26 protein-coding genes are annotated in these 23,087 nt (G+C 65.9%); 11 read left to right on the top strand and 15 right to left on the bottom strand.

Annotated features, from left to right (window positions below):
* The first annotated feature begins 375 nt into the window (after positions 1-375).
* The 3 genes from NCO8_RS30730 to NCO8_RS19065 all read left to right on the top strand — a co-directional run bounded on the left by NCO8_RS30730 (position 376) and on the right by NCO8_RS19065 (position 2,811).
* Positions 376-1,527: a type VII secretion target gene (locus NCO8_RS30730; protein WP_167353303.1), complete on the top strand. Its 1,152-nt coding sequence runs from the start codon at positions 376-378 to the stop codon at positions 1,525-1,527.
* A 61-nt stretch (positions 1,528-1,588) separates the two neighbouring features.
* On the top strand, positions 1,589-2,302 hold the full coding sequence (locus NCO8_RS31425) for a hypothetical protein (protein WP_157104976.1): 714 nt from the start codon (positions 1,589-1,591) through the stop codon (positions 2,300-2,302).
* Positions 2,299-2,811 (top strand): hypothetical protein, encoded by a 513-nt coding sequence (locus NCO8_RS19065; protein WP_067641376.1) that lies wholly within the window; start codon positions 2,299-2,301, stop codon positions 2,809-2,811. The genes NCO8_RS31425 and NCO8_RS19065 overlap by 4 nt, the downstream gene beginning before the upstream one ends.
* Positions 2,812-2,971: 160 nt before the next feature.
* Here NCO8_RS19065 and NCO8_RS19060 read toward each other — a convergent pair whose 3' ends face one another.
* Complete coding sequence (locus tag NCO8_RS19060) at positions 2,972-3,580, bottom strand: dihydrofolate reductase family protein (protein WP_067641374.1); 609 nt, start codon at positions 3,578-3,580, stop codon at positions 2,972-2,974.
* Positions 3,581-3,749: 169 nt separating this feature from the next.
* On the opposite strand from NCO8_RS19060, the gene NCO8_RS19055 reads away from it, so the two are divergent.
* The gene (locus tag NCO8_RS19055) at positions 3,750-4,247 is read left to right on the top strand and encodes a DoxX family protein (protein WP_157104975.1); all 498 of its coding nucleotides are present in this window, start codon (positions 3,750-3,752) and stop codon (positions 4,245-4,247) included.
* Here the strand turns inward: NCO8_RS19055 and NCO8_RS19050 are convergent, their stop codons facing one another.
* Positions 4,248-4,961, bottom strand: a complete 714-nt coding sequence (locus tag NCO8_RS19050; RefSeq protein WP_067641369.1) for a TetR/AcrR family transcriptional regulator — start codon at positions 4,959-4,961, stop codon at positions 4,248-4,250.
* 28 nt (positions 4,962-4,989) lie between these two features.
* Positions 4,990-6,219 (bottom strand): cytochrome P450, encoded by a 1,230-nt coding sequence (locus tag NCO8_RS19045; RefSeq protein ID WP_067641367.1) that lies wholly within the window; start codon positions 6,217-6,219, stop codon positions 4,990-4,992.
* 168 nt (positions 6,220-6,387) lie between these two features.
* Between NCO8_RS19045 and NCO8_RS19040 the strand changes: the two genes are divergently transcribed.
* Together NCO8_RS19040 and sph are read left to right on the top strand one after the other, a co-directional pair.
* Positions 6,388-7,281 (top strand): fructosamine kinase family protein, encoded by an 894-nt coding sequence (locus NCO8_RS19040; RefSeq protein ID WP_067641365.1) that lies wholly within the window; start codon positions 6,388-6,390, stop codon positions 7,279-7,281.
* Positions 7,282-7,401: 120 nt separating this feature from the next.
* Positions 7,402-8,361: a sphingomyelin phosphodiesterase gene (gene sph / locus NCO8_RS19035; RefSeq protein ID WP_067641363.1), complete on the top strand. Its 960-nt coding sequence runs from the start codon at positions 7,402-7,404 to the stop codon at positions 8,359-8,361.
* Positions 8,362-8,376: 15 nt separating this feature from the next.
* Here the strand turns inward: sph and NCO8_RS19030 are convergent, their stop codons facing one another.
* Entirely contained in the window at positions 8,377-9,045 is a 669-nt protein-coding gene (locus NCO8_RS19030) for a JAB domain-containing protein (RefSeq protein WP_067641361.1), read from the bottom strand.
* 60 nt (positions 9,046-9,105) lie between these two features.
* Positions 9,106-9,324, bottom strand: a complete 219-nt coding sequence (locus tag NCO8_RS19025) for a type II toxin-antitoxin system VapB family antitoxin (protein ID WP_067641359.1) — start codon at positions 9,322-9,324, stop codon at positions 9,106-9,108.
* Positions 9,325-9,483: 159 nt separating this feature from the next.
* On the opposite strand from NCO8_RS19025, the gene NCO8_RS19020 reads away from it, so the two are divergent.
* Positions 9,484-10,380 (top strand): phenylalanine 4-monooxygenase, encoded by an 897-nt coding sequence (locus NCO8_RS19020; protein ID WP_067641357.1) that lies wholly within the window; start codon positions 9,484-9,486, stop codon positions 10,378-10,380.
* Between the two features lie 155 nt (positions 10,381-10,535).
* Positions 10,536-11,219 carry an ester cyclase gene (locus NCO8_RS19015; protein ID WP_225282035.1) on the top strand — a complete coding sequence of 228 codons (684 nt, stop codon included), beginning with the start codon at positions 10,536-10,538 and terminating at the stop codon, positions 11,217-11,219.
* On the opposite strand, the gene NCO8_RS19010 is transcribed toward NCO8_RS19015, so the two are convergent.
* Positions 11,216-11,812, bottom strand: coding sequence for a TetR family transcriptional regulator (locus tag NCO8_RS19010; RefSeq protein ID WP_067641353.1), 597 nt, complete (start codon positions 11,810-11,812; stop codon positions 11,216-11,218). The two genes, NCO8_RS19015 and NCO8_RS19010, sit on opposite strands and share 4 nt — an antisense overlap.
* A complete protein-coding gene (locus NCO8_RS19005; protein ID WP_067641351.1) occupies positions 11,802-13,304 on the bottom strand; it encodes an MFS transporter in 1,503 nt (500 codons plus the stop codon). Before NCO8_RS19005 ends, NCO8_RS19010 begins: the two co-directional genes overlap by 11 nt.
* Positions 13,305-13,423: 119 nt before the next feature.
* Here NCO8_RS19005 and NCO8_RS19000 point away from each other — a divergent pair, with 119 nt between their 5' ends.
* Complete coding sequence (locus tag NCO8_RS19000; protein ID WP_067641349.1) at positions 13,424-14,707, top strand: D-alanyl-D-alanine carboxypeptidase family protein; 1,284 nt, start codon at positions 13,424-13,426, stop codon at positions 14,705-14,707.
* Position 14,708: 1 nt separating this feature from the next.
* Here NCO8_RS19000 and yhjD read toward each other — a convergent pair whose 3' ends face one another.
* Genes yhjD through NCO8_RS18985 form a run of 3 tightly spaced genes read right to left on the bottom strand, consistent with a single transcriptional unit; the run spans position 14,709 to position 17,767 of the window.
* Positions 14,709-15,725: an inner membrane protein YhjD gene (gene yhjD / locus NCO8_RS18995; protein ID WP_067641347.1), complete on the bottom strand. Its 1,017-nt coding sequence runs from the start codon at positions 15,723-15,725 to the stop codon at positions 14,709-14,711.
* Between the two features lie 43 nt (positions 15,726-15,768).
* Positions 15,769-16,800, bottom strand: coding sequence for a tryptophan--tRNA ligase (gene trpS / locus NCO8_RS18990; RefSeq protein WP_067641345.1), 1,032 nt, complete (start codon positions 16,798-16,800; stop codon positions 15,769-15,771).
* Positions 16,801-16,822: 22 nt separating this feature from the next.
* Positions 16,823-17,767 (bottom strand): oxygenase MpaB family protein, encoded by a 945-nt coding sequence (locus NCO8_RS18985; RefSeq protein WP_067641343.1) that lies wholly within the window; start codon positions 17,765-17,767, stop codon positions 16,823-16,825.
* A 103-nt stretch (positions 17,768-17,870) separates the two neighbouring features.
* Here NCO8_RS18985 and NCO8_RS18980 point away from each other — a divergent pair, with 103 nt between their 5' ends.
* A complete protein-coding gene (locus NCO8_RS18980; protein ID WP_067641341.1) occupies positions 17,871-18,509 on the top strand; it encodes a TetR/AcrR family transcriptional regulator in 639 nt (212 codons plus the stop codon).
* A gap of 26 nt (positions 18,510-18,535) precedes the next feature.
* On the opposite strand, the gene NCO8_RS18975 is transcribed toward NCO8_RS18980, so the two are convergent.
* From NCO8_RS18975 to NCO8_RS18960, 4 genes are all read right to left on the bottom strand, one after another.
* Complete coding sequence (locus NCO8_RS18975; RefSeq protein ID WP_157104974.1) at positions 18,536-18,910, bottom strand: hypothetical protein; 375 nt, start codon at positions 18,908-18,910, stop codon at positions 18,536-18,538.
* A gap of 93 nt (positions 18,911-19,003) precedes the next feature.
* Positions 19,004-19,477 carry a barstar family protein gene (locus NCO8_RS18970; protein WP_067641338.1) on the bottom strand — a complete coding sequence of 158 codons (474 nt, stop codon included), beginning with the start codon at positions 19,475-19,477 and terminating at the stop codon, positions 19,004-19,006.
* Positions 19,477-19,971 (bottom strand): guanyl-specific ribonuclease, encoded by a 495-nt coding sequence (locus tag NCO8_RS18965; RefSeq protein WP_067641336.1) that lies wholly within the window; start codon positions 19,969-19,971, stop codon positions 19,477-19,479. The genes NCO8_RS18970 and NCO8_RS18965 overlap by 1 nt, the downstream gene beginning before the upstream one ends.
* Positions 19,968-20,747 (bottom strand): exodeoxyribonuclease III, encoded by a 780-nt coding sequence (locus NCO8_RS18960; RefSeq protein WP_067641334.1) that lies wholly within the window; start codon positions 20,745-20,747, stop codon positions 19,968-19,970. Before NCO8_RS18960 ends, NCO8_RS18965 begins: the two co-directional genes overlap by 4 nt.
* 152 nt (positions 20,748-20,899) lie before the next feature.
* Here NCO8_RS18960 and ephH point away from each other — a divergent pair, with 152 nt between their 5' ends.
* Complete coding sequence (ephH, locus tag NCO8_RS18955; protein WP_245655419.1) at positions 20,900-21,760, top strand: epoxide hydrolase EphH; 861 nt, start codon at positions 20,900-20,902, stop codon at positions 21,758-21,760.
* On the opposite strand, the gene NCO8_RS18950 is transcribed toward ephH, so the two are convergent.
* A complete protein-coding gene (locus NCO8_RS18950; RefSeq protein ID WP_067641617.1) occupies positions 21,761-22,984 on the bottom strand; it encodes an acyl-CoA dehydrogenase family protein in 1,224 nt (407 codons plus the stop codon).
* Positions 22,985-23,087 lie beyond the last annotated feature (103 nt).

Below are 23,087 nucleotides of genomic sequence, written 5' to 3'. Positions count from 1 at the left end.
TGCTAGCTGGCATTTCGGTGCTGGCCAGGTGTGGGACGTCGGGGATCCGTTGGCCGGCCAGTCCATCGGGTTCGGCGGGTGGTTTCGCCGCGGCCGTGCCGACAGGAATTGATCCGTGCAACATTCCGCCCGGATGGTTGTCGTCGATTACGCCCTGGGCCGCGCAAGGGGAACATGGATGACAACACTTCTTGTGGCGAGATCGAATGACGCGGTTGTCGATACGTATGTCTGACGGTTACACCATGACGATGGGACTCTTACCAATCTCACCCTGGATAGGTTATGGGAGAAGAACTTCCACGCCGAGAAGAGGCTATCGATGGTCGAACAACGTTGGCCACCCTGGCAGACTCCACAAACAGGAGGCAATTCGTGACAGAACCGGCTGAGCTATCGGTTGAAACTAGCAAGCTGAATGGGTTTTCTATAGACCTCGGCGAGACAGCCGCGAATTCATCTTCCAACGCCTCCCGCTTTCACGCTGCCATTGAACCTCCCCCGAACTCGGTCGGCCTCATGGCGACAGTGGCTACAGCTGTAGAAAGCTTTCGAAGCACCTATATGACTGCCCACAACTCGGATCGAGTAGCGATCGATCAACTCGGCTCCGATTTGTCGACAACAGCGAAGGCCTACCGCTCGACGGATGACTCTAATGCCGGCGCGCTCGGAGCACTCTCATCGTCGGCGTTCAATGAAGACACTGCAGCGGGAGCTCTTGACCGAGGGCACACACGATATGGCGGGCTGCAGTTGCCGAGCCTGCAGGATGTCGCCGATGACCCGAAAAAAATAAGACAGGTGGTCACAGCAGCGATCGCACAACTGTCACCATATGAAGAGTCGTTGAGTATCGCAATGGGAATCAGGCCCATCAGCGAATTCCTCGTCCCCTTGGAAGCGGATTGGGAATCGATAGAAGTTATTGGCAAGCGAATCGCAATGCTCGGAATCAATGATTTCGTGACCTCCGAAAATATCGCGGGCGGCACCCGATGGTTGAGGTCCGATTGGACGGGCAGCGCGGCAGATTCTTTCGAAACCACTGCAACCACCCTGGCCCAATCCGTAAACACGCGCAGTCTTGATCTAGACGCGGTGGCGAAAATTGCGGAGAACGCCGGCATATGCTTAGAGCAACTGGTGCTCAATCAAGCAATGGATATGAGCAGTAGAGTTCTCGAGACTATTTCCGAGGGGGAGAATTCCTTCCCACTCGGAGTATGGGCACAACTTGTCAATGAGCCACTACAGCCAGGAGTGAGTTCGAGAGTCACAACGGCGGTCGATTCATTGAAGCAGGCCGCCGAGGCCAGGCGCAGCGCGATAACCAGTCTTATTGACAAACTTACTCAGGCACTGAACTACACGCCCGGTCGGATTCCGCCTGTGTTCAACCCGGCCGATTACGTGGCACCGGATAAGATCACCGCTGATCCCGGCACACGGCGCTACGGATACGGTAGCAACGTCTGGTGGCAGGAGGAATCCATCGATTCATCCGCAGCTCAGATTTCTGCATGAATCGTAACATTCACCACTACGGTATTCGAGGTTGTTGATGTCGCCCCCACAGATTCCGGGAATGCCCACACCGCCGCCGCACGACGGTGGAGCCGGGCCGTACAACTCACAATCCCGCCTCGCACGTCTTGATGACATCGCATGGGCAAAGATCGCACTCGCCGGTCAAGCCGCAGCTGATGTTCTCGGGCTTACCCATGCGGCGAGAGGTATGCGCCACTATCTCGGAAACACTGGTACCGATTACCATATCGACCCGGACAAGGTCATGCAAGACGTTCCCTCAGTCAAGGATCATGCTGAATATTACTTGATCGAGGCTATCGAACAACTGAAAGAAAATAACCCAAACCTTGGTTCTCCGATAACTTTTGAAGTCCCATGGAAAGGTTACGCCATAACGAAGGACCACAGTCATGATTGGTTCCTTGCGATGGCGGCAGTTGAGGTTTGCTCAACTGGGGTAGTCACCTTCACCGAGGCAACAGATGGCGGCACACGACCAGCCGTGGACATGTATTATCAGACCCATATGTATGATCGTTACAACTGGGATAATGGAAAATTTGTCAATTTCGGAAAAATCGAAATAACCGACAATATGATGGGCTCCCTGCATACCGCAGGCCTTGCCAAGGAATTCAACCAGTTCGGGACCTCATCCACCAAGCACTACAAGGGCGCCCTGCCGATGCGAGGGTCGAGCATTCACGAAGGAACCGAGAGCAGGCAAGGCGACCGATCGGATCCTACTCGAGTGGTGCCGTCGATATGATTTTCCGAATTGCGAATATTCCTGCGAAGAGAGCTGTTATCTCCGCGTGCATATCAGTTGCGTTGACCCTGTTGGTCGGGTGCGGTGGCTTCGTCTCGGTCGGACGCACAGATGGGAAGCCGCTGATAGAGGCATCGACTTCGCCAGAACTTGTTCAGGAAGCGGCGAACTACGGCGACTGGATTATTCCGGATGGCACGAAGGTCCTCCTCGCCAAGCGTGCGGGAGAACGGATAGACAGGTATCTTCTCGTACTCGAGGCGACACCGGAGCAACTGGCATCAATGCTCGCAATGTCCAATTTTGAGCAGCCTCTCGAAATTTTTACGCCGCCGATGCCGCCCCGGTTTGAACATATTGCTGGTCCGGACTTGAATTCCTCACCCCGGATATCGCGCGCGGAGGAGCGGTATACATCTCGGAGCAATGAGCACATGGAGCGTTCGGTCTACGTCGATGAGCGCACCCCGACGTTACGGATAGTGCACCTCGATTTCCTGGGTTCGTGAGCCGCGGCCGGCGAATCGCATCGGCGTACCCACCCTGTCGAAGCGCCCGGTGACGCCACGGTAAGCCGCCGGTTGTGGAGTGCGCGCTCCTGTTCGCCCGCTGACTTCCCCAACTCCCGCGAAGGCCGCCTCCATCTTCGGATGAAGGCGGCCTTTGTCGTTACTCATCCTTCGTGAAGTGGAGTTTTGCGTCTTCGTAGGAGCCGGTTGGGGTGGTGTCGTCCTTGGTGTAGACCAGGTGCAGCACGCCGGTCTCGAAGGTCTCCGAGGAGAGTAGGCGGAGTGGAATCGTCGTCCCGTCCTCGAAGAGGCGCTCGCCTTTGCCGACGACGATCGGGTGGACCAGGAGGTGCAGCTCGTCCAGGAGGCCCGCGGCCAGGAGTTGGCGGACTACCGAGACCGAGCCGCTGATGGCGATGTCCCCGCCTTCGGCCTGCCTCAGCTCACTTGTGGCCTCGGTCAGTTCGCCGTCGAGGCGCTCGGAGTTACGCCACGAGAAGTTGGGGTTCTGATGGGTGACCACGAGTTTTCGGGCGTCGCCGAGCCTTTTCGCGAAGTCGGCGTCCGGTCCACCTTCGGCTTCGCGGCCGGGCCATGCGCCGGCGAAGCTGTCGTAGGTCACGCGGCCGAGCAGCAGTGTGTCGGCGCTGCCGAGCTGGGCGTCGACCGCGGCGCCCATGGCGTCGTCGAAGTAGGGGAAATGCCAGTCCTGCGGGTCGGCGATCACGCCGTCGAGAGACATGAACAGACCGGCGGTGATCTTCCTCATCGGTACTTCTCCTCGGTGTGCGGTGAGTGTGTCGGTTACTACGACGGTGCGCGGGCACCGAACTAATCGCGGCGCGGCACCACTCGGCGGCACGCGGATGGACTTGACGAACGAGTAGATAGCGCTACTATCCATAATAGACAGTGCCACTATCCACTATGGAGTCACCGTGATCGTCATCGTTCTTCTCGTCTCGCTCCTGAGCTTTCGCGCACTGGGAGCACTCGGCATCAGCCGGTTCGCCACCTGGCCGGCAGCTGCCGCGCACGCACTCGCGGTCATGCTGATGATGACCGGTTCCGCCCACTTCATGCCGTCGAGCGTCACCGTGATGCCCAATTACGACGACCTGGTTGCGATGGTTCCGTCGTTCGTTCCGTTCCCCGGATTCATGGTGCTGTTCACCGGCGTGCTGGAACTGCTCGCGGCCGTCGGCCTGATCCTCACCCGGACGCGCCGGATCGCCGGCTGGGCGCTGGTACCGCTGTTCGTGCTGCTGCTGCCCGCCAATATCTACGCGGCCGTCGAAAACGTCACCTTCGCAGGCGAACCCGCGTCTCCCCTGTGGCAGCGCATCCCCGAACAGCTGCTGTACATCGGCTTCGCGATCTGGGCGACGGGTTCCCTCACTCCGGCGACGCGGGATCGCGTGCCCGCTCAGCGGTGATCACGCGAAACCGGTGGTGCGGGCGAGGTCGGCGAGCATGGTGTCGAACATGACTTCGGGGTCGGTGAGGGGAATCGGGTAGTTGCCGAACACCTCGAGGGTGACGTGGCCGAACAGGCGAACCCAGGTCTGCACCATCACGTAGGTGACGCCGAGGTCCAATTTCTCGGCGGGGAACTTCTGGCCCGAATCCGAGAGCATGGCCAGCAGTTCGGTCTGGAAGTCGATGAGGTCGTCGCGGAGTTCGACGGGGATGGATTCGCCTGGCGGAGTGGCGATCTCGAAACTGGCCAGCAACCGGCCCGCCGCAGCGAGGAAGATCCGGCCGAAGGGCTCGTCGAAGCGGCGCAGCATGGCACGACTGGAGGTGGGCGAGGCGAACACCAGGGTGAATTCCCTGGGGTTGGCCAGCGCCCACCGCCGGAAACCGCGGCAGATCGCGAGGAACTGCACGGCGCCGTCGTCGGGCAGGTCCGCGATGCCCGCCGACAGGTTGTCGGCGAGGTCGGCACAGAATTCCACCCGCAACCGCTCGATCAACTCGTCGCGGGAGTCGTAGTGCCGATACAGCGCGGGGGCGGTGACGCCGAGTTCGCGCGCGATGGCCCGCAAGGTGACCGCGTCGGGGCCGTGCTCGGCCAGCAGCGCCCGCGCGACCCGCCGGATATCGGCGTCGGCCACGACGGGCGCCCGGCCACGTGCCTTGGCCGTCAACCGCCCACCCCCTCGCTGCTGTTCGGGCTCAAGAGTATTCGACTTCCCACCGCTTGATGCCGTTGAGCCAGCCGCTGCGCAAGCGCACCGGTTCGGCGACCTGACGCAGGTTCGGCATCGCGTCGGCAATGGCATTGAACATCAGGTCGATCTCCAGGCGGGCGAGATTCGCGCCGACACAGTAGTGAGTTCCGGTGCCACCGAACCCGACGTGCGGATTGGGATTGCGCAGCACGTCGAACCGGAACGGGTCGGTGAAGGCGGTCTCGTCGAAATTGGCGGAGCTGTAGAACAATCCGAGACGCTGGCCCTTCTCGATCTGCTGTCCACCCAGCTCGAGATCGCGGGTCGCGGTGCGCTGGAAGGCGTGCACCGGGGTGGCCCAGCGCACGATCTCGTCGGGGGCGGTGCGTGGCCGCTGATCCTTGTAGATCTCCCACTGCTCGGGGTTGTCGACGAAGGCCTTCATGCCGTGGGTGATCGAGTTGCGGGTGGTTTCGTTGCCTGCCACCGCCAACAGGATGACGAAGAAGGCGAACTCGTCGGAGCCGAGGTGCTCGCCGTCGACATCGGCGTTCACCAGCTGGGTCACGATGTCGGAGGCCGGACAACCGCGCCGCTGCTCGGCCATGTTCCAGGCGTAGCCCATCACCTCGGCGGTGGCGGTGTGGTGATTGCCCTCGAACTCCGGATCGTCGTAGGAGATCATCTGGTTGGTCCAGTCGAACAGCTTCATCCGGTCCTCCTGCGGCACGCCGAGCAGTTCGGCGATGGCCTGCAGGGGCAGCTCGCACGCGACCTGCTGCACGAAATCGCCCCGACCGGATTTCTTGGCCTCCCAGACGATGCGTTCGGCCCGTTCGGTGAGCGCGGCACGCAGGTTCTCCACCGCACGAGGGGTGAACCCCTTGGACACGATGCGCCGGATCTTGGTGTGCTGCGGCGGATCCAGGTTCAGCATCAGCATGTTGCCGAGCATGTCGATCTGCTCGCGGGTGGTTTCCTCGTTGAACCGGATGATGGCGGTGTTCTCGTGCGAGGAGAAGTCCTCGGGGTTCTTCGAGATCTCCTTGATGTCGGCCAGCGTCGACACCACCCAGTAGCCGCCGTCATCGAAGCCGCTCGCCCGGTCGGACTGCGCGCACCACCAGACCGGCGCCGTGCGCCGCAGTTGCGCGAACTCCTCGATCGGCAGGCGCTGCGCGAGCAGGTCGGGATCGGTGAAATCGAATCCCGCGGGGATATCGGTGCTGGTCACGGTGTCTCCTTCGGCTGACTCCAGAACGTGATGTAGAACACGTTCGAATCGATGAAACCACGCCGCACCCATTTGTGAACAGGTTTTAGTAATACCTGTTTATGAAACCTGGTCGGTGAGATGGCGTGAATCCGTGCGCGCGCCGACTCCGCTGGGCAAGATGGCGGCGTGGACTTGCCGTACCTGCGAGCCAACCCGCACCTGCTGCCGACCTTCCTCGCGCATCAGCGCCTGCGCACCACCCCGGTCGGCGGTGGGTCGATCGCGGTGGCCGAGCGCATCGGCCTCGACGACGGCACCCAGCTGTTCCTCAAAACCTGGCCCGGTGGGATCTCGGCCGCGCCCACCGACGGCGCCCCGGCTGCCGCCCCGCCGGGATTCTTCGCAGCCGAAGCACGCGGTCTGCGCTGGCTGCGGGAGGCGGGCGGTGTCGCGATCCCCGAGGTCTACGCCGTCTCCGACGACCTGCTGCTCATGGAATGGGTCGACCATGCCGAACCATCCCCGGCCGCCGCCGAACGATTCGGCGCGGGACTGGCTCGGCTCCACAACGCCGGCGCGGCCGAATTCGGCGCTCCCGTCGACGGTTTCCTCGGCAGCCTGCCGCAGGACAACACCCCTGGCTACGACTGGCCGACCTGGTTCCGGCAGCGCCGAATCCTTCCGTTCCTGCGGCTCGCCGTCGATGCGGGCGCACTCGACCCGGCCGATGCCACCACCGTCGAGTCGATCCACCTCGAAGCCCCCGCCGAACCGCCGTCGCGGATCCACGGTGACCTGTGGCCCGGCAACATTCTCTGGGGCCCGTCGGACACCCCATGGCTGATCGATCCCGCCGCGCACGGTGGCCACCGCGAAACCGATCTGGCCACGCTCTTCCTCTTCGGCGGCGCACCCCATCTCTCCCGAATCCTCGCCGCTTACAACGAAATCCATCAGCTCGAGGCCGGGTGGCAGCAGCGCATCCCACTCCACCAACTTCCCCTGCTCCTGGTTCACGCCGTCCTGTTCGGCCGCTCCTATCGCGCCGCCGTCCTCGACGCGGCCGCCCGGTATCGATAGGCCGCATTCGGCACCAACAGCTCCTGAACCAGGGCTTACAAATTTACGTTCCGTGTAACGATTCGATGTCGGGACGCTCGAGCGGTCGTCGCAGAACTGGTCATGTGACCAAACTGCCTCATGTTCAAACGATTGACGCTCGCCGTGGTCTGTGGCGCAGCCGCCCTCCTGCCCGTCGCCGTCCCCGCGGACGCGGCGCCGAAGTCCGATCCGAAGATCGCCTCCTACAACGTCTTCATGCTCGCCGAGGCGCTCTACCCGAACTGGGGGCAGGAGCAGCGCGCCGACCTCATCGCGCAGCAGAACGTCCTCGCGGGACAGGACGTCGTGGTTCTCCAAGAGCTGTTCCACAACGAGGCGGGCGACCAGTTGCTGAACAGCCTGAAGCGGGACTTCCCGAATCAGACTCCGGTGGTCGGCCGAACCCGCTCCGGCTGGGACGCCACCCAGGGCTCGTACTCCGCAACCACACCCGAGGACGGCGGTGTCGCGATCGCGAGCCGGTGGCCGATCAGCCGCAAGGTGCAGTTCGTGTACAAGGACGCGTGTGGCGCGGACTGGTTCTCCAACAAAGGTTTCGCGTATGTGAAGCTCGCCGCGCCCGGCGGTCCGGTGCACGTGATCGGCACGCACATGCAGTCCGAGGACGACGGGTGCAGCTCGGGCCAGCCCGGTCAGGTGCGGGCGAAACAGCGCGCACAGATCAAGGCCTTCCTCGCGGCGGAGCGGATTCCGGCCGATGAGCCGGTGTATGTGGCGGGCGATATGAACGTGATCGAATCCAGTCCCGAATACGGCGCCATGCTGGCCGACCTCGCTGCCGTAGGCCCCCAGCACACCGGTCACGCCTTCTCCTGGGACTGCGCGGACAACTCCGTCTGCCGCGACCAGTACGGCCCCGAATACGCCTCGGAGCACCTCGATTACGTGCTCCCCATCAAGGGCCACCCGGTGCCCGACCGCTATGTCAACGAAACCCGCCGAGCCAAGAGCCCGAGCTGGAGCGTCACCGCCGACGGCACCACCTACACCTACACCGACTACAGCGACCACTACCCGGTCTTCGGCTACACCGGCTGACGTGCCACAAGACCGTCACGGATACGGTGCGGCCGTCGCCCAGTTCTCGCCCGCTATGACGACGTGGTCGAGGTAGCGGAGGCCGACTGTGGCGGCGGCCTGGTAGAGAAGGGTGCTGGCTCGGCGGTCGTCGGGGCTGGGGGTGGGGTCGCCGGAGGGGTGGTTGTGGACTACGGCGAAGGCCCGGCCGTCGTGGCGCAGGACGGTGTTGAGGATTTCGCGGACGGGGACCGCGACGTGGTCGATGGCGCCCTCGGCGACGAAAACCCGGTGGCGCAGGCGGTTCTGGGTGTCGCAGATCAGGACGAGCAGACGTTCCACACGGGCGCCCGCGAACAGCGGGGCGGCGGCATGGGCGATGTCGTCGGGTGCGGTGAGCCTCGGAACCGGTTCGCTGGTTCGGGAACGGGTGCCGAGGTGGAACGCGGCGATCACGGCGGCGGCCTTGGCCGGGCCGATCCCGGCCTGCGACGCCAGCTCCTCGGGGCGGGCGGCGGCGAGTTCGGCCAGGCCGCCGTATTCGGCGAGCAGGTGAGCGGCGAGTTCGAGCGCGGATTGCCCGCGCGTGCCCTGACCGAGCAGCAGCGCGAGCAATTCGGTATCGGTGAGCACGTGTGGGCCGAGCGCGAGCAAACGCTCACGCGGGCGCTGGGCGACGGGCAGATTCGCGATCGGTACCGACACATTCCCCCCTACGTCATCGGTGACGAGACCGATGTTCGCAGAGGGCACCGACAGATTCGGCTACCGTTCAGCCACCGCGGGCGAATCCGTGTCGATATCGTGCGGTTCCGGACTGAACACCGAGTCGGCCATCAGCCGTTCGAGGTTGCGCAGCTGGCGCTCGTGCACGACGATCCGCCGCAATGCCTCGTTGACGGTGGTGTTGCTGTCGGCCGTGCCCATGATCTCGGCGGCGGCATCCAGCAGTTCTTGATCGAGATCTATCCGCAGGCTTCGCAAGCATCCTCCTCGGGTACAAACGCAATCTTGCGCGATGCGCGGTCGGCGCGTCCGCCGTTTCACCGCGTCGTTACCGAATTCGGGCGGGCGAACTGTGCAGTTTGCGTAGTTGCGCACCGGTGTGTTGTCGCGACGCGCCAGCGGTGCTTGCCTTGAGGCATGTTCACCGAGGCCCAGCTGTATTCGCCGGTGACGCGCGAGCGCGACGGCGACGTCACTGTGCACCTGAGTGACGACCACCCAGGCGTCGGCGACGAGCACTACCGCACCAGGCGCAATGCCATCGCCGCGCTCGCCCTCGACTACCGGCCGGGCAACCCCGTCCCGCACATCGACTACACCGACGACGAACAGCAGGTCTGGCGGATCGCCTCGGCCGAGCTGGCCCGCAAGCACGAGGTGTACGCCTGCCGCGAGGTGCGCGAGGCGGCCGCCCGGCTCGCCCTGCCGCGCGACCACATCCCCCAGCTCGACGACGTCTCACGGCTGCTGCATCCGCTCACCGGTTTCCGGTATGTACCCGCCGCCGGGCTTGTCCCGCTGCGCGAGTTCTTCGGTTCGTTCGCGGACCGCACCTTCCACTCCACCCAGTACATCCGCCACCATTCGGCCCCGCTGTACACCCCGGAACCCGATGCGATCCACGAGATCATCGGGCACGCCAACCAGCTGGCGAGTCCGCGCTTCGCGAGTCTGTACGAGACCGTCGGCGCGGCGGTCGGGCGGCTGGAGACCGATGCCGCGCTGAAGTTCCTCGCCGACGTGTTCTGGTTCTCGCTGGAATTCGGCGTGGTTCGCGAAGACGGACAGATCCGTTGTTACGGTGCGGGTTTGCTGTCGTCCTACGGCGAGATCGACGAATTCCGCCAGGCGACGCTGCGCCCGCTCGACGTGGCGCAGATGGGCACCATCAGCTACGACATCACCCATTACCAGCCGGTGCTGTTCTGTGCGGATTCGGTGGATCAGCTCGTGGACGTGCTCGGCGAATTCTTCGCGACCATGGACGACGACACTCCGGCCCGGCTCGGCGGACGTGCCCACCCTGCCGCGTAAGTCGGCTGTAAACCGTTGGCGCAGAATATACTTGGCAATTCCGATGCGTCTCACATAATGGGACCAGGGTGCGCGCGGGCAAAGTCGCGGCGGTAGGTTCGACCCGTTCTTCAAGCTTTGCGAAAGGGTCGGGTAGACCGAATATGACTGTGGACGTGACTGATACGCGCGACGATCAGAATCCCGAGCCGGAGGCCCCGCTGTGGCTGCAGGGCCGCGAGGCGGTGATCGCCGCGGCGACCCCCGACCAGTGGCGCGGCAACGTTCCCGACTACGAACTGAGCCACGAGGTGATCCCCCGCGAGCGCGTCGCCCAGCACGCGCCCGGTTCGCTCGAGGCCATCGTCGAGGACCTGGTGAAGGTCTTCGAGATGGAGGTCTCGCACAAGGCCGACCCCGCCACCTGGCTGTCGGTGGTCGCCGAGCAGTACCGCGGCCGGGTCAACGGCGGTGTGTGGCAGGACGCGGAGGAATTCGCGCGGATCGGCAGCTACAACATCCTGATCGGCGACAACCCGTACTACGAGTCGGCGAACGAGACCTTCGAGTCCTCGCACAAGATCTTCCACACCGCCTTCCCCGGCGGCTTCTTCTGGGAGGTGCTCGAGGTGCTGTCGGGCCCGCCGACGGTGAGCTTCCGCTGGCGGCACTGGGGCAAGTACGACGGCGAGTACAAGGGCCACCAGCCCACCGGTGAGCAGATCGAGATGTACGGCGTGACCATCGCCCGCGTCACCGAGGACCTGCGCATCGTCGAGCTCGAGCACTTCTACGACAACAACCAGCTGCTCGGCCCGCTGGCGCACGGCTGCCCCGTGCAGCACGGCAAGGCCGACTAGGAGCTCGTGGGCCTGTCGTCGTCGAACGGCAGGCCCGCCTCGAGCAGGTCGAGGGCGTGGCCGACCTTGGTCGCGTCGACCGGTCCGGTGGTGACGATGCCGAGCATCGCACCGACCATCGCCCCCGCCGCGACTCGCACCTCGAAGTCGTCGACGGGGCGGCCGGTGTAGTCGGCGAGCAGCTGAGCGGCCAGGTCGATGCTTCGCTGGAACTCCAAGCCGACCGCCGAGCGCAGTTCCGGCAGGTGGTAGAGCAGCTTCTGCCGTTCCTGTTCGAAGGCGGCATCCTCGGCCGACATCGACGCGTACACCGCCTCGGTGGCCCGGCGGACCGCGGTGAGCGGGTTCTGACCCCGTGGCTGCGCCGCCAGCGCCTCGATCATCAGCGCATCCTGGTCGTCGGCCATGACGAGCTGTTCCTTGGTCGGGAAGTAGCGGAAGAAGGTGCTCGGGGAGACCTCGGCGGCCGCGGCGATCTGTTCGACGGTCGTCTCGGTGTAGCCCTGCTCCCGGAACAGGCGGAACGCCTCGAGCCGGATGGTTCGACGGGTCCGCTCCTTCTTCCGCGCGCGCAACGACGTCTCAACCGACATGCAGCGATTCTGCCGCATCGTCGGCTGTCACGGAGTGGCGCCGCCCGAAGACCAGCGCCACCAGGACAGCCGCGAGCAGACATCCCACCGCGCACACACCGAGCATGGTGTCCATGCCGAGCACGAAGGCGTGCCGCACCTCCCGCAGCGCGACGGGGTCGTGTGCGGTCGCGGTGACTCCCGCATTGACTCCGTCGGAGATCGGCGGCCGGTTGAGCTCGCCGAGATCGGCGCGGTAGACGGTGGCGAGCACGGTGCCGAGCACGGCGACACCGATCGTGCCGCCCGCCTGCCGAAGTGCCTGCAGCAGAGCCGAACCCGAGCCGGATCGCGCGGTGTCGAGCTCGCTCATCGCCAACCCCATGGCCGCGGGCATCACCATTCCCATGCCCGCGCCGAGGATCGTCGTCCACGTGGCGGTGAGTCCGTAACCGCTGTCGACCCGGGTGAGCGCGCCGAGACCGATGCCGACCGCGAGCACGAGGAACCCGGCGACGAGCACCGACCGGATACCCCAGCGAGGCAACAGCAGATCCACCAGCCTGCTGCCGATCACCAGGCCGCCGATCATCGGCAGCAACCGCAGTCCGCTGCCGAGCGCGTCGACGCCGAGGACGGCCTGGAAGTACTGCGGCACGGTGAAGAACATGCCGAACATGGCGAAGCTGACCATCAGCGAAATCGCTGTGCCCCACCGGAATCCGGACGATGCGAACAGCGCCGTATCGATCAGCGGATGTGCGGCCCTCCGCTGCCACCACCCGAACGCGGCGAGTGCACCGAGGCCCGCGACGATCATCGCCCAGGCTGCCGGCTCACCCCATCCGTATTCGCCGATCCGGATGAAACCGTAGGTGAGCCCGAGCATTCCGAGCGCCGCCAGCACGGCACCGGGCAGGTCGATGCGAAAGGCCTTGTCGCCGCGCGATTCCGGTACGAGAAAGATGACGGCGAGCGTGCCGAGGATCACCAGCGGCACATTGATGAGGAAGACCGAACCCCACCAGTAGTTGCGCAGCAGCCAGCCACCGACCACGGGGCCGAGCGGCAACCCGAGGGCGGTCGAGGTAACCCACACCGTGAGCGCGCGCTGGCGTTGCCCCTGGTCGCTGAACAGCACCGGGATCACCGCCATCGACAGCGGCATCATCGCCGCCGCGGCGACCCCGAGCACCACGCGCGCGGCGATGAGCTGCCCGGCGGTGGTCGCGAAGGCACAGCCCAGCGAGGCGAGGCCGAACAGCACGAGCGCGCACAGCAGGATCTTCTTGCGCCCGTAGCGGTCGCCAAGCGCGCCCGCGGGCAGCATCAACGCGGCGAGGGCCAGCGTGTAGGCGCTGCTGAACCATTGCAGCGCAGCGGTATTCGCGTCGAGGTCGACGGCGAGGGTGGGAATAGCCACCGTCAGCACGGTGACGTCGAGTCCGATGGTGAGCATCGCCACGGCGAGCGCTCCGAGCGCCAGCCAGCGGCGGGTGTCGTCGGTTCGCATATCTCCTCCAATAATGAGAGCTACTATCATTTGTTAGTAACTCTCATTTAGAGGTCAGTGTCAATAGACGGACGGGCTCGACGGGAAATCGGCGTGTCGGCTCGCTAGGCTCTGCGCTGATGAAGATCCGCGAACACGGCGTGCGCGCCGCCTGCTTCCTCGGCGCCGCCGCCACCGCGGCCGCTCTCACGCTCGGTCCCGCACAGGCCCAGCCCAGCCCCACCGGCTCGACCACCACCACCCCGTTCACCACGCCGAACACCGACGGCTGCCCGCAGAAGACCAGGCCACCGGCCCCGATCGACTCCTCGGAGGTCCCGGCGCCGGGCGAATCGGCACCCGCCGAACTGCCGGTTCCCGACAAACCGATCGGCGGCGACCGGCTCGGCGAATGCGGCGTGGTGCTGCCGGTCGGCGCTACTCCGCTGCCCGCCGATATCTCGGCGACCGCGTGGATGGTGTCGGACCTCGACACCGGACGCGTGCTGGCCGCCAAGGACCCGCACGGCCGCTATCGACCGGCCAGCACGATCAAGGTGGCCCTGGCCATCGTCGCCCTGCGCACCCTCGATCTGGACAAGGTGGTGATCGGCACCCAGGCCGACGCCGATGTGGACGGCACCCGGGTCGGCATCGGGCCAGGCGGCCGCTACACCAACCGTCAGCTCATGCAGGCCCTCATCATGTGCTCCGGCAACGACGCCGCACACGCCATCGCCACCCAGCTCGGTGGCGACAAGGCGGCCGTGGCGAAGATGAACGACCTCGCGAAGTCCTTGCGCGCCATGGACACTCGCGCCGCCACCCCGTCGGGCCTCGACGGCCCCGGGATGAGCACCTCCGCCTACGACCTGTCGGTGCTGTTCCGGGAGGCGATGTCGATCCCGCTGTTCGCCGAGTTCATCCACACCGAACAGGTCGACTTCCCCGGCTACCCCGCCGACCCGAGGATCCCCGGCGACGAGGACCACCCCGGCTTCCCCATCGGCAACGACAACCAGCTGCTCTACAACTACCCCGGCGCCATCGGCGGCAAGACCGGCTTCACCGACGACGCCCGCCAGACCTTCGTGGCCGCCGCCGAACGCGACGGACACCGCCTCGTGGTCACCCTGTTGCAGGCCGACGTGCGACCCATCCGCCCCTGGGAGCAGGCCGCACGCCTGCTCGACTACGGCTTCGCCCTCGACTCCGACGCGCGCATCGGCAAGCTCCCCGAAGTGGGCGACGACATGATCCAGCCGAGCGTCCCGCTCGCCTCACCCCCGCCGCGCGCCGACGGCAGTCGGCCGGAGGTCTCGCGGTCCGCCCATGAAGGGGCGCGCATCGCCGCGCTCGTCGCGGGCCCGGTCCTGATCCTCACCCTGCTGTTCCTGGCCCGCCGCGCCTGGCGCAGTCGCTGAGCTACCGGCGGCGGCCGAACACGACGAGGGCCAGGGCGGCGAGCGCGCCCGCGCCGAAGGCGGCCGCACCGGCACCGGTGGACAGGTTCTTGTCGACCACGCGCGGCTGGATGACGACCGGGGCGGGCGGGGCGATCTCGGTGTGGTCGTTGTCCGACGAGGTCGCCGCCCACGCGGTGGCGAACAGCAGGATGCGGAAGGTGATGTAGCTGAAGACCATCAGACCGATGATCGAACCGAAGGTGGCACCCGCCGGGCTCGACAGCACCATCCGCAGGTAGATGGCACCGACGAACTTGAAGATCTCGAATGCCACCGCGGCGATGGCCGCCGCCTTCGCCGCGCTGCGCAGCGACACCGGTTCGCGCGGTAGCCGGGCGATCACCCAGGCGAACACCGCCCAGGAGGCGAGCATCCCCAGCGCTATCGACACGATCGACAACACCACCGAGGCGCCGGGGACACCGTCGAGACCAACGGATTTCAGCAGCTTCGCGGCGAGTCCGCTGTTGGCGACCGTCGACAGGCCGAGCGACACGACGAGGGCGAGGAACAGACCGAACAGCGCGCCGAGGTCCGACAGCTTCTCCCGCCACCACGGCTTGTCGGGAGTCTGGGTCTCCCACTGCTCGGTGAGCGCCGCACGCAGGTTCGCGATCCAGCCGAGACCGGTGTAGAGACCGGTCAGCAAACCCAGCACACCGACGGTGCCGCGAGAGCCGATCGCCTGGTCGATCAGCTCGTTGATCTGATCACCGAAGGTGCCCGTCTTCTCGATCACCTTGCCCTGCAGCTCGTTCAGCAGGTCCGGTTGCCCGGCGAGAATGAAACCCGCGATCGAGAATGCCACCATCAACAGCGGAAACAGCGAAAGCACAGTGAAATACGTGATGCCCGCGGCAAAGTAGTCACCGCGCTGACGCTGGAACCGCCCACCGGCCCGGACCAGATGATCCAGCCAAGGCCTGCTCTTGACCTGCTTCTCGACAGTGGCCGAGATGTTGTCGATCAACTGCATGACACGCGCCCCTCTTCAGCCGAAACCTCAGGTGCGCACCGGGTCAGCGAGCGAGGAAGCCGACCCGGTCGTACACCTGGGCAAGTGTGTTGCCTGCGATCTCACGCGCCCGCTCGGCCCCGGAAGCCAGGATCCGGTCCAGCTCTGCCTGATCCGACAGATAGTCCTTCACCTTCTTCTGCACGGGCGTCACGAATTCGACCAGCGCGTCGGCCACTTCGGCCTTGAGCTCACCGTAGCCTTTACCCGCGAAATTCTGTTCCAAGCTGACGATCGGGGTTTCGGTGAGCGAACTGAGGATCACCAGCAGGTTGCTCACGCCCGGCTTGGTGTCGGGGTCGTAGACGATCTCGCGGCCGGTGTCGGTGACGGCCGAGCGCACCTTCTTCGCGGTGACCTTCGGATCGTCGAGCAGATTGATGAGCCCGGCGTCGCTGGCCGCGGACTTGCTCATCTTCGCGGTCGGATCCTGCAGGTCGTAGATCTTGGCGGTGCCCTTCACGATGTGCGGCTCGGGCACGACGAAGGTCTTCTTGAAGCGGGTGTTGAAGCGCTGGGCCAGGTTTCGGGTGAGCTCGAGGTGCTGGCGCTGATCCTCGCCGACGGGCACCTGATGCGGGCGGTAGAGCAGGATGTCGGCGGCCATCAGCACCGGATAGGTGAACAGGCCGACGGTCGCGTTCTCGGCGCCCTGCTTGGCGGACTTGTCCTTGAACTGCGTCATCCGGCCCGCCTCGCCGAAACCGGTGATGCAGCTGAGCACCCACGACAGCTCGGCGTGCTCGGGCACCTGGCTCTGCACGAACAGGGTCGACTTCTCGGGGTCGATACCGAGGGCGAGCAGCTGGGCGACAGCGGCTTTGGTCCGCGCGCGCAGCGCCTTCGGATCCTGGCTGACGGTGATGGCGTGCAGGTCGGGGATGAAGTACAGCGCGTCGTAGTCGTCCTGCATCGTCACCCAGTACTGCAGCGCACCCAGGTAGTTGCCGAGGTGGAAGGAGTCACTGGTGGGCTGGATGCCCGACAGCACCCGCTGCTTACGTTCGGCCGTCGCGGCCGGGGCAGGACTGGACATGCCCCCAATCTTTCCACGGCCCTCAAGCGGAATTTCGCTGCACCCAGTTGCGTGGATCGACACCCGGCATGCTCGGCTTCCCCTGCCGGATCATGTGCTGTTCGCGGCGGGCCAGCAGCTGATAGGACGGGGTGCTCCGGCCGGCGAGCGCACCGGCGAGCACGCGGGGTGCCAGCGGCGGTGCGAGGTGCGCGGTGCGGATGCTGCGGCACAGGGCGCGGTGGGCGAGCTCGTCGGCGATGTCCCACTCGATGCCGTACATCCGCCGGATTCGCGAAGGCAGACTGCCCTGGACCAGCAGATACAGCGCGCTGCCGACCTGTTCGACGGGTGGGCGCAACCGGTAGGCCTTGCGATGACCGGCCAGGTAGGAGCCCACCAGCTCGGCTTCGTCGGTGAGGAACGGTTCGGCCGAGTCTAGGTAGTCGTCGAAGTAGCGGCGGAAGGCCGGGTAGTCGGCGGGGGCGGCCTCGCGTGGCATGCCGAACAGCTCGCCCCAGCGCACGTAGTCCTGGTAGAGGTCCTCGCGTTCGGTCGGGGTGAGTTCGCGGACCAGCCGGTCGTACATCACCTCGGCGGAATCGAAGGTGAAGGCCATGGTCATGAACATCAGGTGCGGGTCGAGGGCCGCGTAGGCAGTGCCCGCCCGGTGGTGCGGACCCGCGTCCTCGGGCAGCGCGCCGACCACCCGCTCGTGCTTGCGCCGGGTGAAGGCGAGCGCCCGGTCGGCCTCGGCCTTGCTGCCGAGGAAGACCGATTCGAACAGGGCGCCGGTGACAGCCAGCCGCGTGTAGGGGGTCGCCCGGTGGGCCGTGTGCTCGCTGGTCCCGACGAACAGCAGTGGGTGGACCGCGCCGATGACCAGGGCGCGCAGGCCGTAGGTGACGCCGACCGCGCGCTTGCTCATCACCCTGCGAATCATCGAATCGTCGGCGAAATATCCGGGTTCGCCCTGCCGTGCGGCCATGTCGCGCCTCCTCGTCGAGTGCATCTGGCAATAGAATCCTCCAGAATTGGTAATCTGGCAAGAGTCTCTACCAAAACACCCGCGAACGGACGGTGGCAGCACAATGGAGCCCGTGGCTGCACAACGGACATACGGGGGCGTCTCCGCCGAACAACGCCAGGCGCAGCGCCGCACAGCGCTGCTGGACGCGGCGCTCGACATCCTCGCCGAGGACGGGCAGGCCAAACTCACCGTCGCGGGGCTGTGTGCCCGCGCCGGCCTCAACGAGCGCTACTACTACGAGAATTTCGAACGACGCGAGAGCGTGCTGGAAGCACTGCTCGATCGCATTGCCGAGGAATTGGCCGCCGCCATCATGGCGGCCCTCGCCGGTGCGCCGCCCGACAGCCGCGCCCAGGCGCACGCGGCGATCGAGGCGGGCGTGGCGGTTCTGCTCGACGACCCACGCAAGGCCCGCGCCGCACTCATCGCCGGCATGGCCACGCCCGAACTCCGCGCGCGCACCGCGCGAACGGTTCGCGCGTTCGCCCGGCTCGTCGCCGCCGAGGGCACCGGCTTCTACGGCGGCGACGTGCCGCAGAACCTGGTCGATTTCCGCGCGATCTACCTCGTCGGAGGCCTGACCCAAACCCTGACGACGTGGCTCGCGGGCGATCTCGACCTGACCCGCGCGGAACTGATCGACCAGATCACCGACGTCTTCGTCCTACTCGGCGACGACCTGGCCGGGCGTTATCGCTAGGGCGCGCCGGATTCACACGCCGCGTTTCATTCCCAAGCGCAGTTCGGGCCGAAGCTGACGCACGGCTCCGACGATCCGTTGCCCAGCCAGAGAAGCGCGTAGCCCACCATCGAATTGATGTCCTGATTCAGCAGCCCCGACCCGCTGTCGGCGACCGGTTGCGCGATGGCCTGCTGCGCGCTCGCGGGCCCGGTCGGCACGCACGTGTCGAGCATGATGCCGTCGCACGGCTGTGAGGACCCGAGTCCGAGTGCCTGGAGCAGGGCGGCACCGGGGAAATCCTCGGTGGAACCGACCGCGGGGCCCGCCACCGGCGCCACCGCCGCCCCGGCCGCCGCGATTCCGGGGCCCGCCGCCATGATCGCGGCCACAACGCCCGCACTCGCCAGTACTCGCTTCATCGTGTTCTCCTCACCGGCGGCCTCGAATCGGCCGCACCGGCGGCAACGTTAAGCGGGCCGATCAGCCGGCGGGAGACGCCAATTCCCTCGGCATCATCCGCTGATCGCTACCGCACCGAAGGTAACCGGGTCGCCTTGCAGGACAACACGGAACACCACATCGCGACGCGACCAGTAGGCGGCGCAATCGCGCATGGCCGCCTCGAACCAGGCGCGTTCGGTGGGCTCGTCGGCCAGCAGGTCGTCGGCGGTGCGGACAACCGCGACGTAACCGGGTGCGTCGCCGACGAAATCGTCGAGGTCGCGCAGGCATTCGTCGAAGGCGTCCTTGTTCGCGCCGAAGTAGTACGGGAACTGGAAGGCGGCCGCGAACTCGTCGAACAGGGTGGTGACATCGCGCATCTTGGTGCCGCGCAGTTCGCGCACGCGATAGTCGGCGGGGGCGTCGTAGCGGATGGCGCTGAACTGGTTGGCATCCACCGCCATGGCGCCGAGCACCGGTGCGTCGGCCGCGGCGGGCGCGTCGGCGGGTGGGCGGGCAAGGAACTGCGACAGCGTCATCGGCATCAGCGCATCCTCGTGAACGTTTCGTAGTGGTCACCGGTGTACCAGGCGCTGCCGTCGCTGCCGGTGACGATGCGTTCCGCGTCGCGACCACGGTTGCGCTGCTTGGGATTCACATCCCATTCCTGATACTTCACCGGATTGCCCGCCGAATCCTTGGGCGGCAGTTTGGTTCCCCGGTTCATGAACTGCTCGCCACCCTTGGTGCCGGGCGCGTTCGCCGAATCCGGCCAGCGCCCCGCATCGATCTCGACGAGCGTGGCATAGGCCCGATCCGGGACCCCCGCCACCTTCGTGACCGGCGCCGCAGACGGATTCGCCGACGGTTTCGCCGCAGGGGCCGCGGGTTTCGGCGCGGTCGACGACGCGACCGCGCGGGTGGTGGTCGCCGCCGTGGTCGTATCCGAACCGCGACCACCGAACAGCGTCAGACCGAGCGCGGCGAGGACAAGGACGAGTCCGCCGAGCAGACCGAGAGTTTTCCGTGAGATGTTCATCGGTATTGCACAGTAACCGGCGCGTGGTCGGACCAGCGCTGGTCGTAGGCGGCGGCGCGTTCGACGACGGCCTGCTTGGCGCGGCCGGTGAGTTCACCTCGGGCGAGCTGGTAATCGATTCTCCAACCGGAGTCGTTGTCGAAGGCGCGGCCGCGGTAGGACCACCAGCTGTACGGGCCCGCGACATCGGGGTGCAGGGCGCGGACCACGTCGACGTAGCCCGCGGCGAGCAGTTCGGCGATCCAGGCACGTTCCTGGGGCAGGAAGCCCGCCGACTTCTGGTTGCCCTTCCAGTTCTTCAGGTCCACCTCGGCGGGCGCGATGTTCCAGTCACCGCTCACCACGAACTCGCCGGTCCGAGTCTTCAGGTAGGCGCCGAGTTCGGCCATGAAGCGGTACTTCTCGTCCTGCTTGGGCGTGTTCTCCTCGCCCGAATGCACGTACACACTCGCCACGGTGAGCTCGCCGAAGTCGGCCTCGAGGTAGCGCCCCGACGCGGCGAACTCGGTGCTGCCGAAACCGATCCGCACCGCGTCGGGCGCGCGCCGCGACAGGATGCCGACACCGGCACGACCCTTCGACTCCGGTTCGGCATGGGTGAGCACCCACCCGGCCGCGAGTGCGGGAGCCAGCGCGGCGGCGGTTTGCGCGTCGGTGGCCCTGGTCTCCTGCAGGCAGACGATGTCGGCTTCGGTGGCGTCGAGCCAGGCGAGCATGCCTTTGGTCGCCGCCGCGCGGACACCGTTGACGTTCACGGTCGAGAGAATGATTGCCACGCGTAGGACGGTACATCGGCGGGTATTCCCGAACGTGTAGGGGAACAACCCGGCGGCGCGAACGTTGTGATCGCCGGCCCGGCAACAGCCCGCGCTCGGCGGTTCCCCCGCGTAACCTCGGGTAACAGGACACTGTCGTCCAGGAAGGGGTGATGACGATGACGTCACGCACCGCCAAGTCCCCCGCCCGCCCGGAGCCGGTCGCGGCCCTGCATCTCGGGTCCGGCGACCCGGTGCTGCTGTTGCACGGATTCATGTTGTCGCCACACTGTTGGGAGCAGGTCGCCCACCGCATGGCCGCCCACTGCGAGGTGTACGCGCCCGCGTTCGCCGGGCACTGGGGTGGGCCGAAGGTCGAGGGCTGGACGCTCGACGTGTACGCCCTGGCCGACCAGATCGAGGACCAGCTCGACGAATTGGGCTGGCGCACCTGCCATATCGCGGGGAATTCGCTCGGCGGCTGGGTGGGTCTCGAGCTCGCGCGACGCGGCCGGGCCCGCACCCTCACCACCATCGCGGCGGCGGGCGGTTGGGCCTCGCCCTCGATCACTCAGATCAGGATCGGCGTCAAGTTCGCGTCGCTGCTGCCGTTCATCGCGGTCGGCAGGCGTCTCGGTGACGTCGCGCTCAACAACCGGCTGGTGCAGCACGCCACGGCGCTGCTGCTGACCAAACGCACCGGAGCCGTGCCACGCCACGAACTGGTCACCACGCTCATCGCCGCACTGCACTGCGACGTGATCGTGCCGCTGATCCTCGGCAGCCTGCGCGCGCCCGGCATGGACGACCTCGCCGAGCTGGAAACACCCATCCGCATGCTGCTCGCCGAGTACGACCGGATCATCCCCAACAGCGTCTACGCCACCCACTACCTGCGCGAACTGCCCGCGTCGGCGGATCGCATCCTGGTACACGGGGTGGGGCACGTACCGATGCTGGAGGCCCCCGACCGGATCGCGACGCTCATCGCCGAGCACATCTACGCCAGCCGGGGGCACCTGCGCGCGGTGTGATCAGCGCGCGAGCAGGCCCTTGGCGATGTGGGTCACCTGGATCTCGTTGCTGCCCGCGTAGATCATCAGCGACTTGGCGTCGCGGGCGAGCTGTTCGACGCGGTACTCGCTCATGTACCCGTTGCCGCCGAACAGCTGCACGGCCTCCATCGCCACCTCGGTGGCGGCCTCGGAGCAGTACAGCTTCATCGCCGAGGCCTCGGCCAGGCTCGGCGGCTTACCGGCCTTACTGCGCTCGAGCACGTTGAACACCATGTTGCGCACATTGATCCGCGCGACTTCCATCTTGGCCAGCTTGAGCTGGATCAGCTGGAAGCGCCCGATCTCCTGACCCCACAGGGTGCGGTTGCGCGCGTAATCCACACACAGTCGGTGGCATTCCTCGATCACGCCGAGCGCCATGAAGCCCACACCGATCCGCTCGGCGGTGAAACTCGCTCGGGCGCTTTCCCTTCCGTCGCCACTGCGGTGGTCCTCGGTCTCGCCGAGCAGCCGGTCCTTACCGAGCCGGATGTTGTCGAAGAACAGTTCGCCGGTGGGTGAGGAGTGCAGGCCCATCTTCTTGAACGGTTTGCCCTGGGTGAGGCCCTCCATGCCCTTGTCGAGCACAAAGGTGAGCACCTTGCGATCACGCTTGTCGGCACCGTCGCCCTCGTCGAGCTTGGCGTAGACGATGATCACGTCGGCACACGGGCCGTTGGTGATGAAGGTCTTCTGTCCGTTGAGGATGTAGTCCTCACCGTCGCGTTCGACGCGAGTCTTCATGCCGCCGAACGCGTCCGAGCCGGAGTCGGGTTCGGTGATCGCCCAGGAGGCCACCTTGCGCAGAGTCACGATGTCGGCGAGCCAGCGCTGCTTCTGCGCGAGCGTGCCACGCGACATGATGGTGGTGGCGCCCAGGCCGATGCTCACCCCGAGCGCGGACACCAAACCCATACACACCCCGGACAATTCGCTGATGAGCACCGCCATCATCGACTGCTGATCGCCGAACGGGCCGCGCTTGCTCCCGCCACCCTCTCCGCTCTCCTCCTTGGCGAGCATCTTGGTGACCATGTCCTCGGCCATGGTGTCGATGCCGAACTGGCTGAACAGCTTTCGCAGTATCGGGTACGGCAGCATCTCGCCGCTGTCGAGCGCGTCGAGGTGCGGGCGAACCTCCTTGTCGATGAAGGTCCGCACGGCATCGCGGATCATCAGATCGGTTTCGGACCACTCGAACACTGTTCGCTCCTGACGTTCGGCCTCTGCGAAACATACATCCGTGCTTGTTTCGGTGTGGATGGTTTCGGTGACCCCGGTCACCCTCACGGTACGTAACAGCGGC

Source organism: Nocardia coubleae NBRC 108252 (assembly GCF_001612805.1).
Classification (GTDB): Bacteria; Actinomycetota; Actinomycetes; order Mycobacteriales; family Mycobacteriaceae; genus Nocardia; species Nocardia coubleae.
Note: the sequence above shows the minus strand (reverse complement) of the source record. Positions and strands in the feature narration are given on the sequence as shown.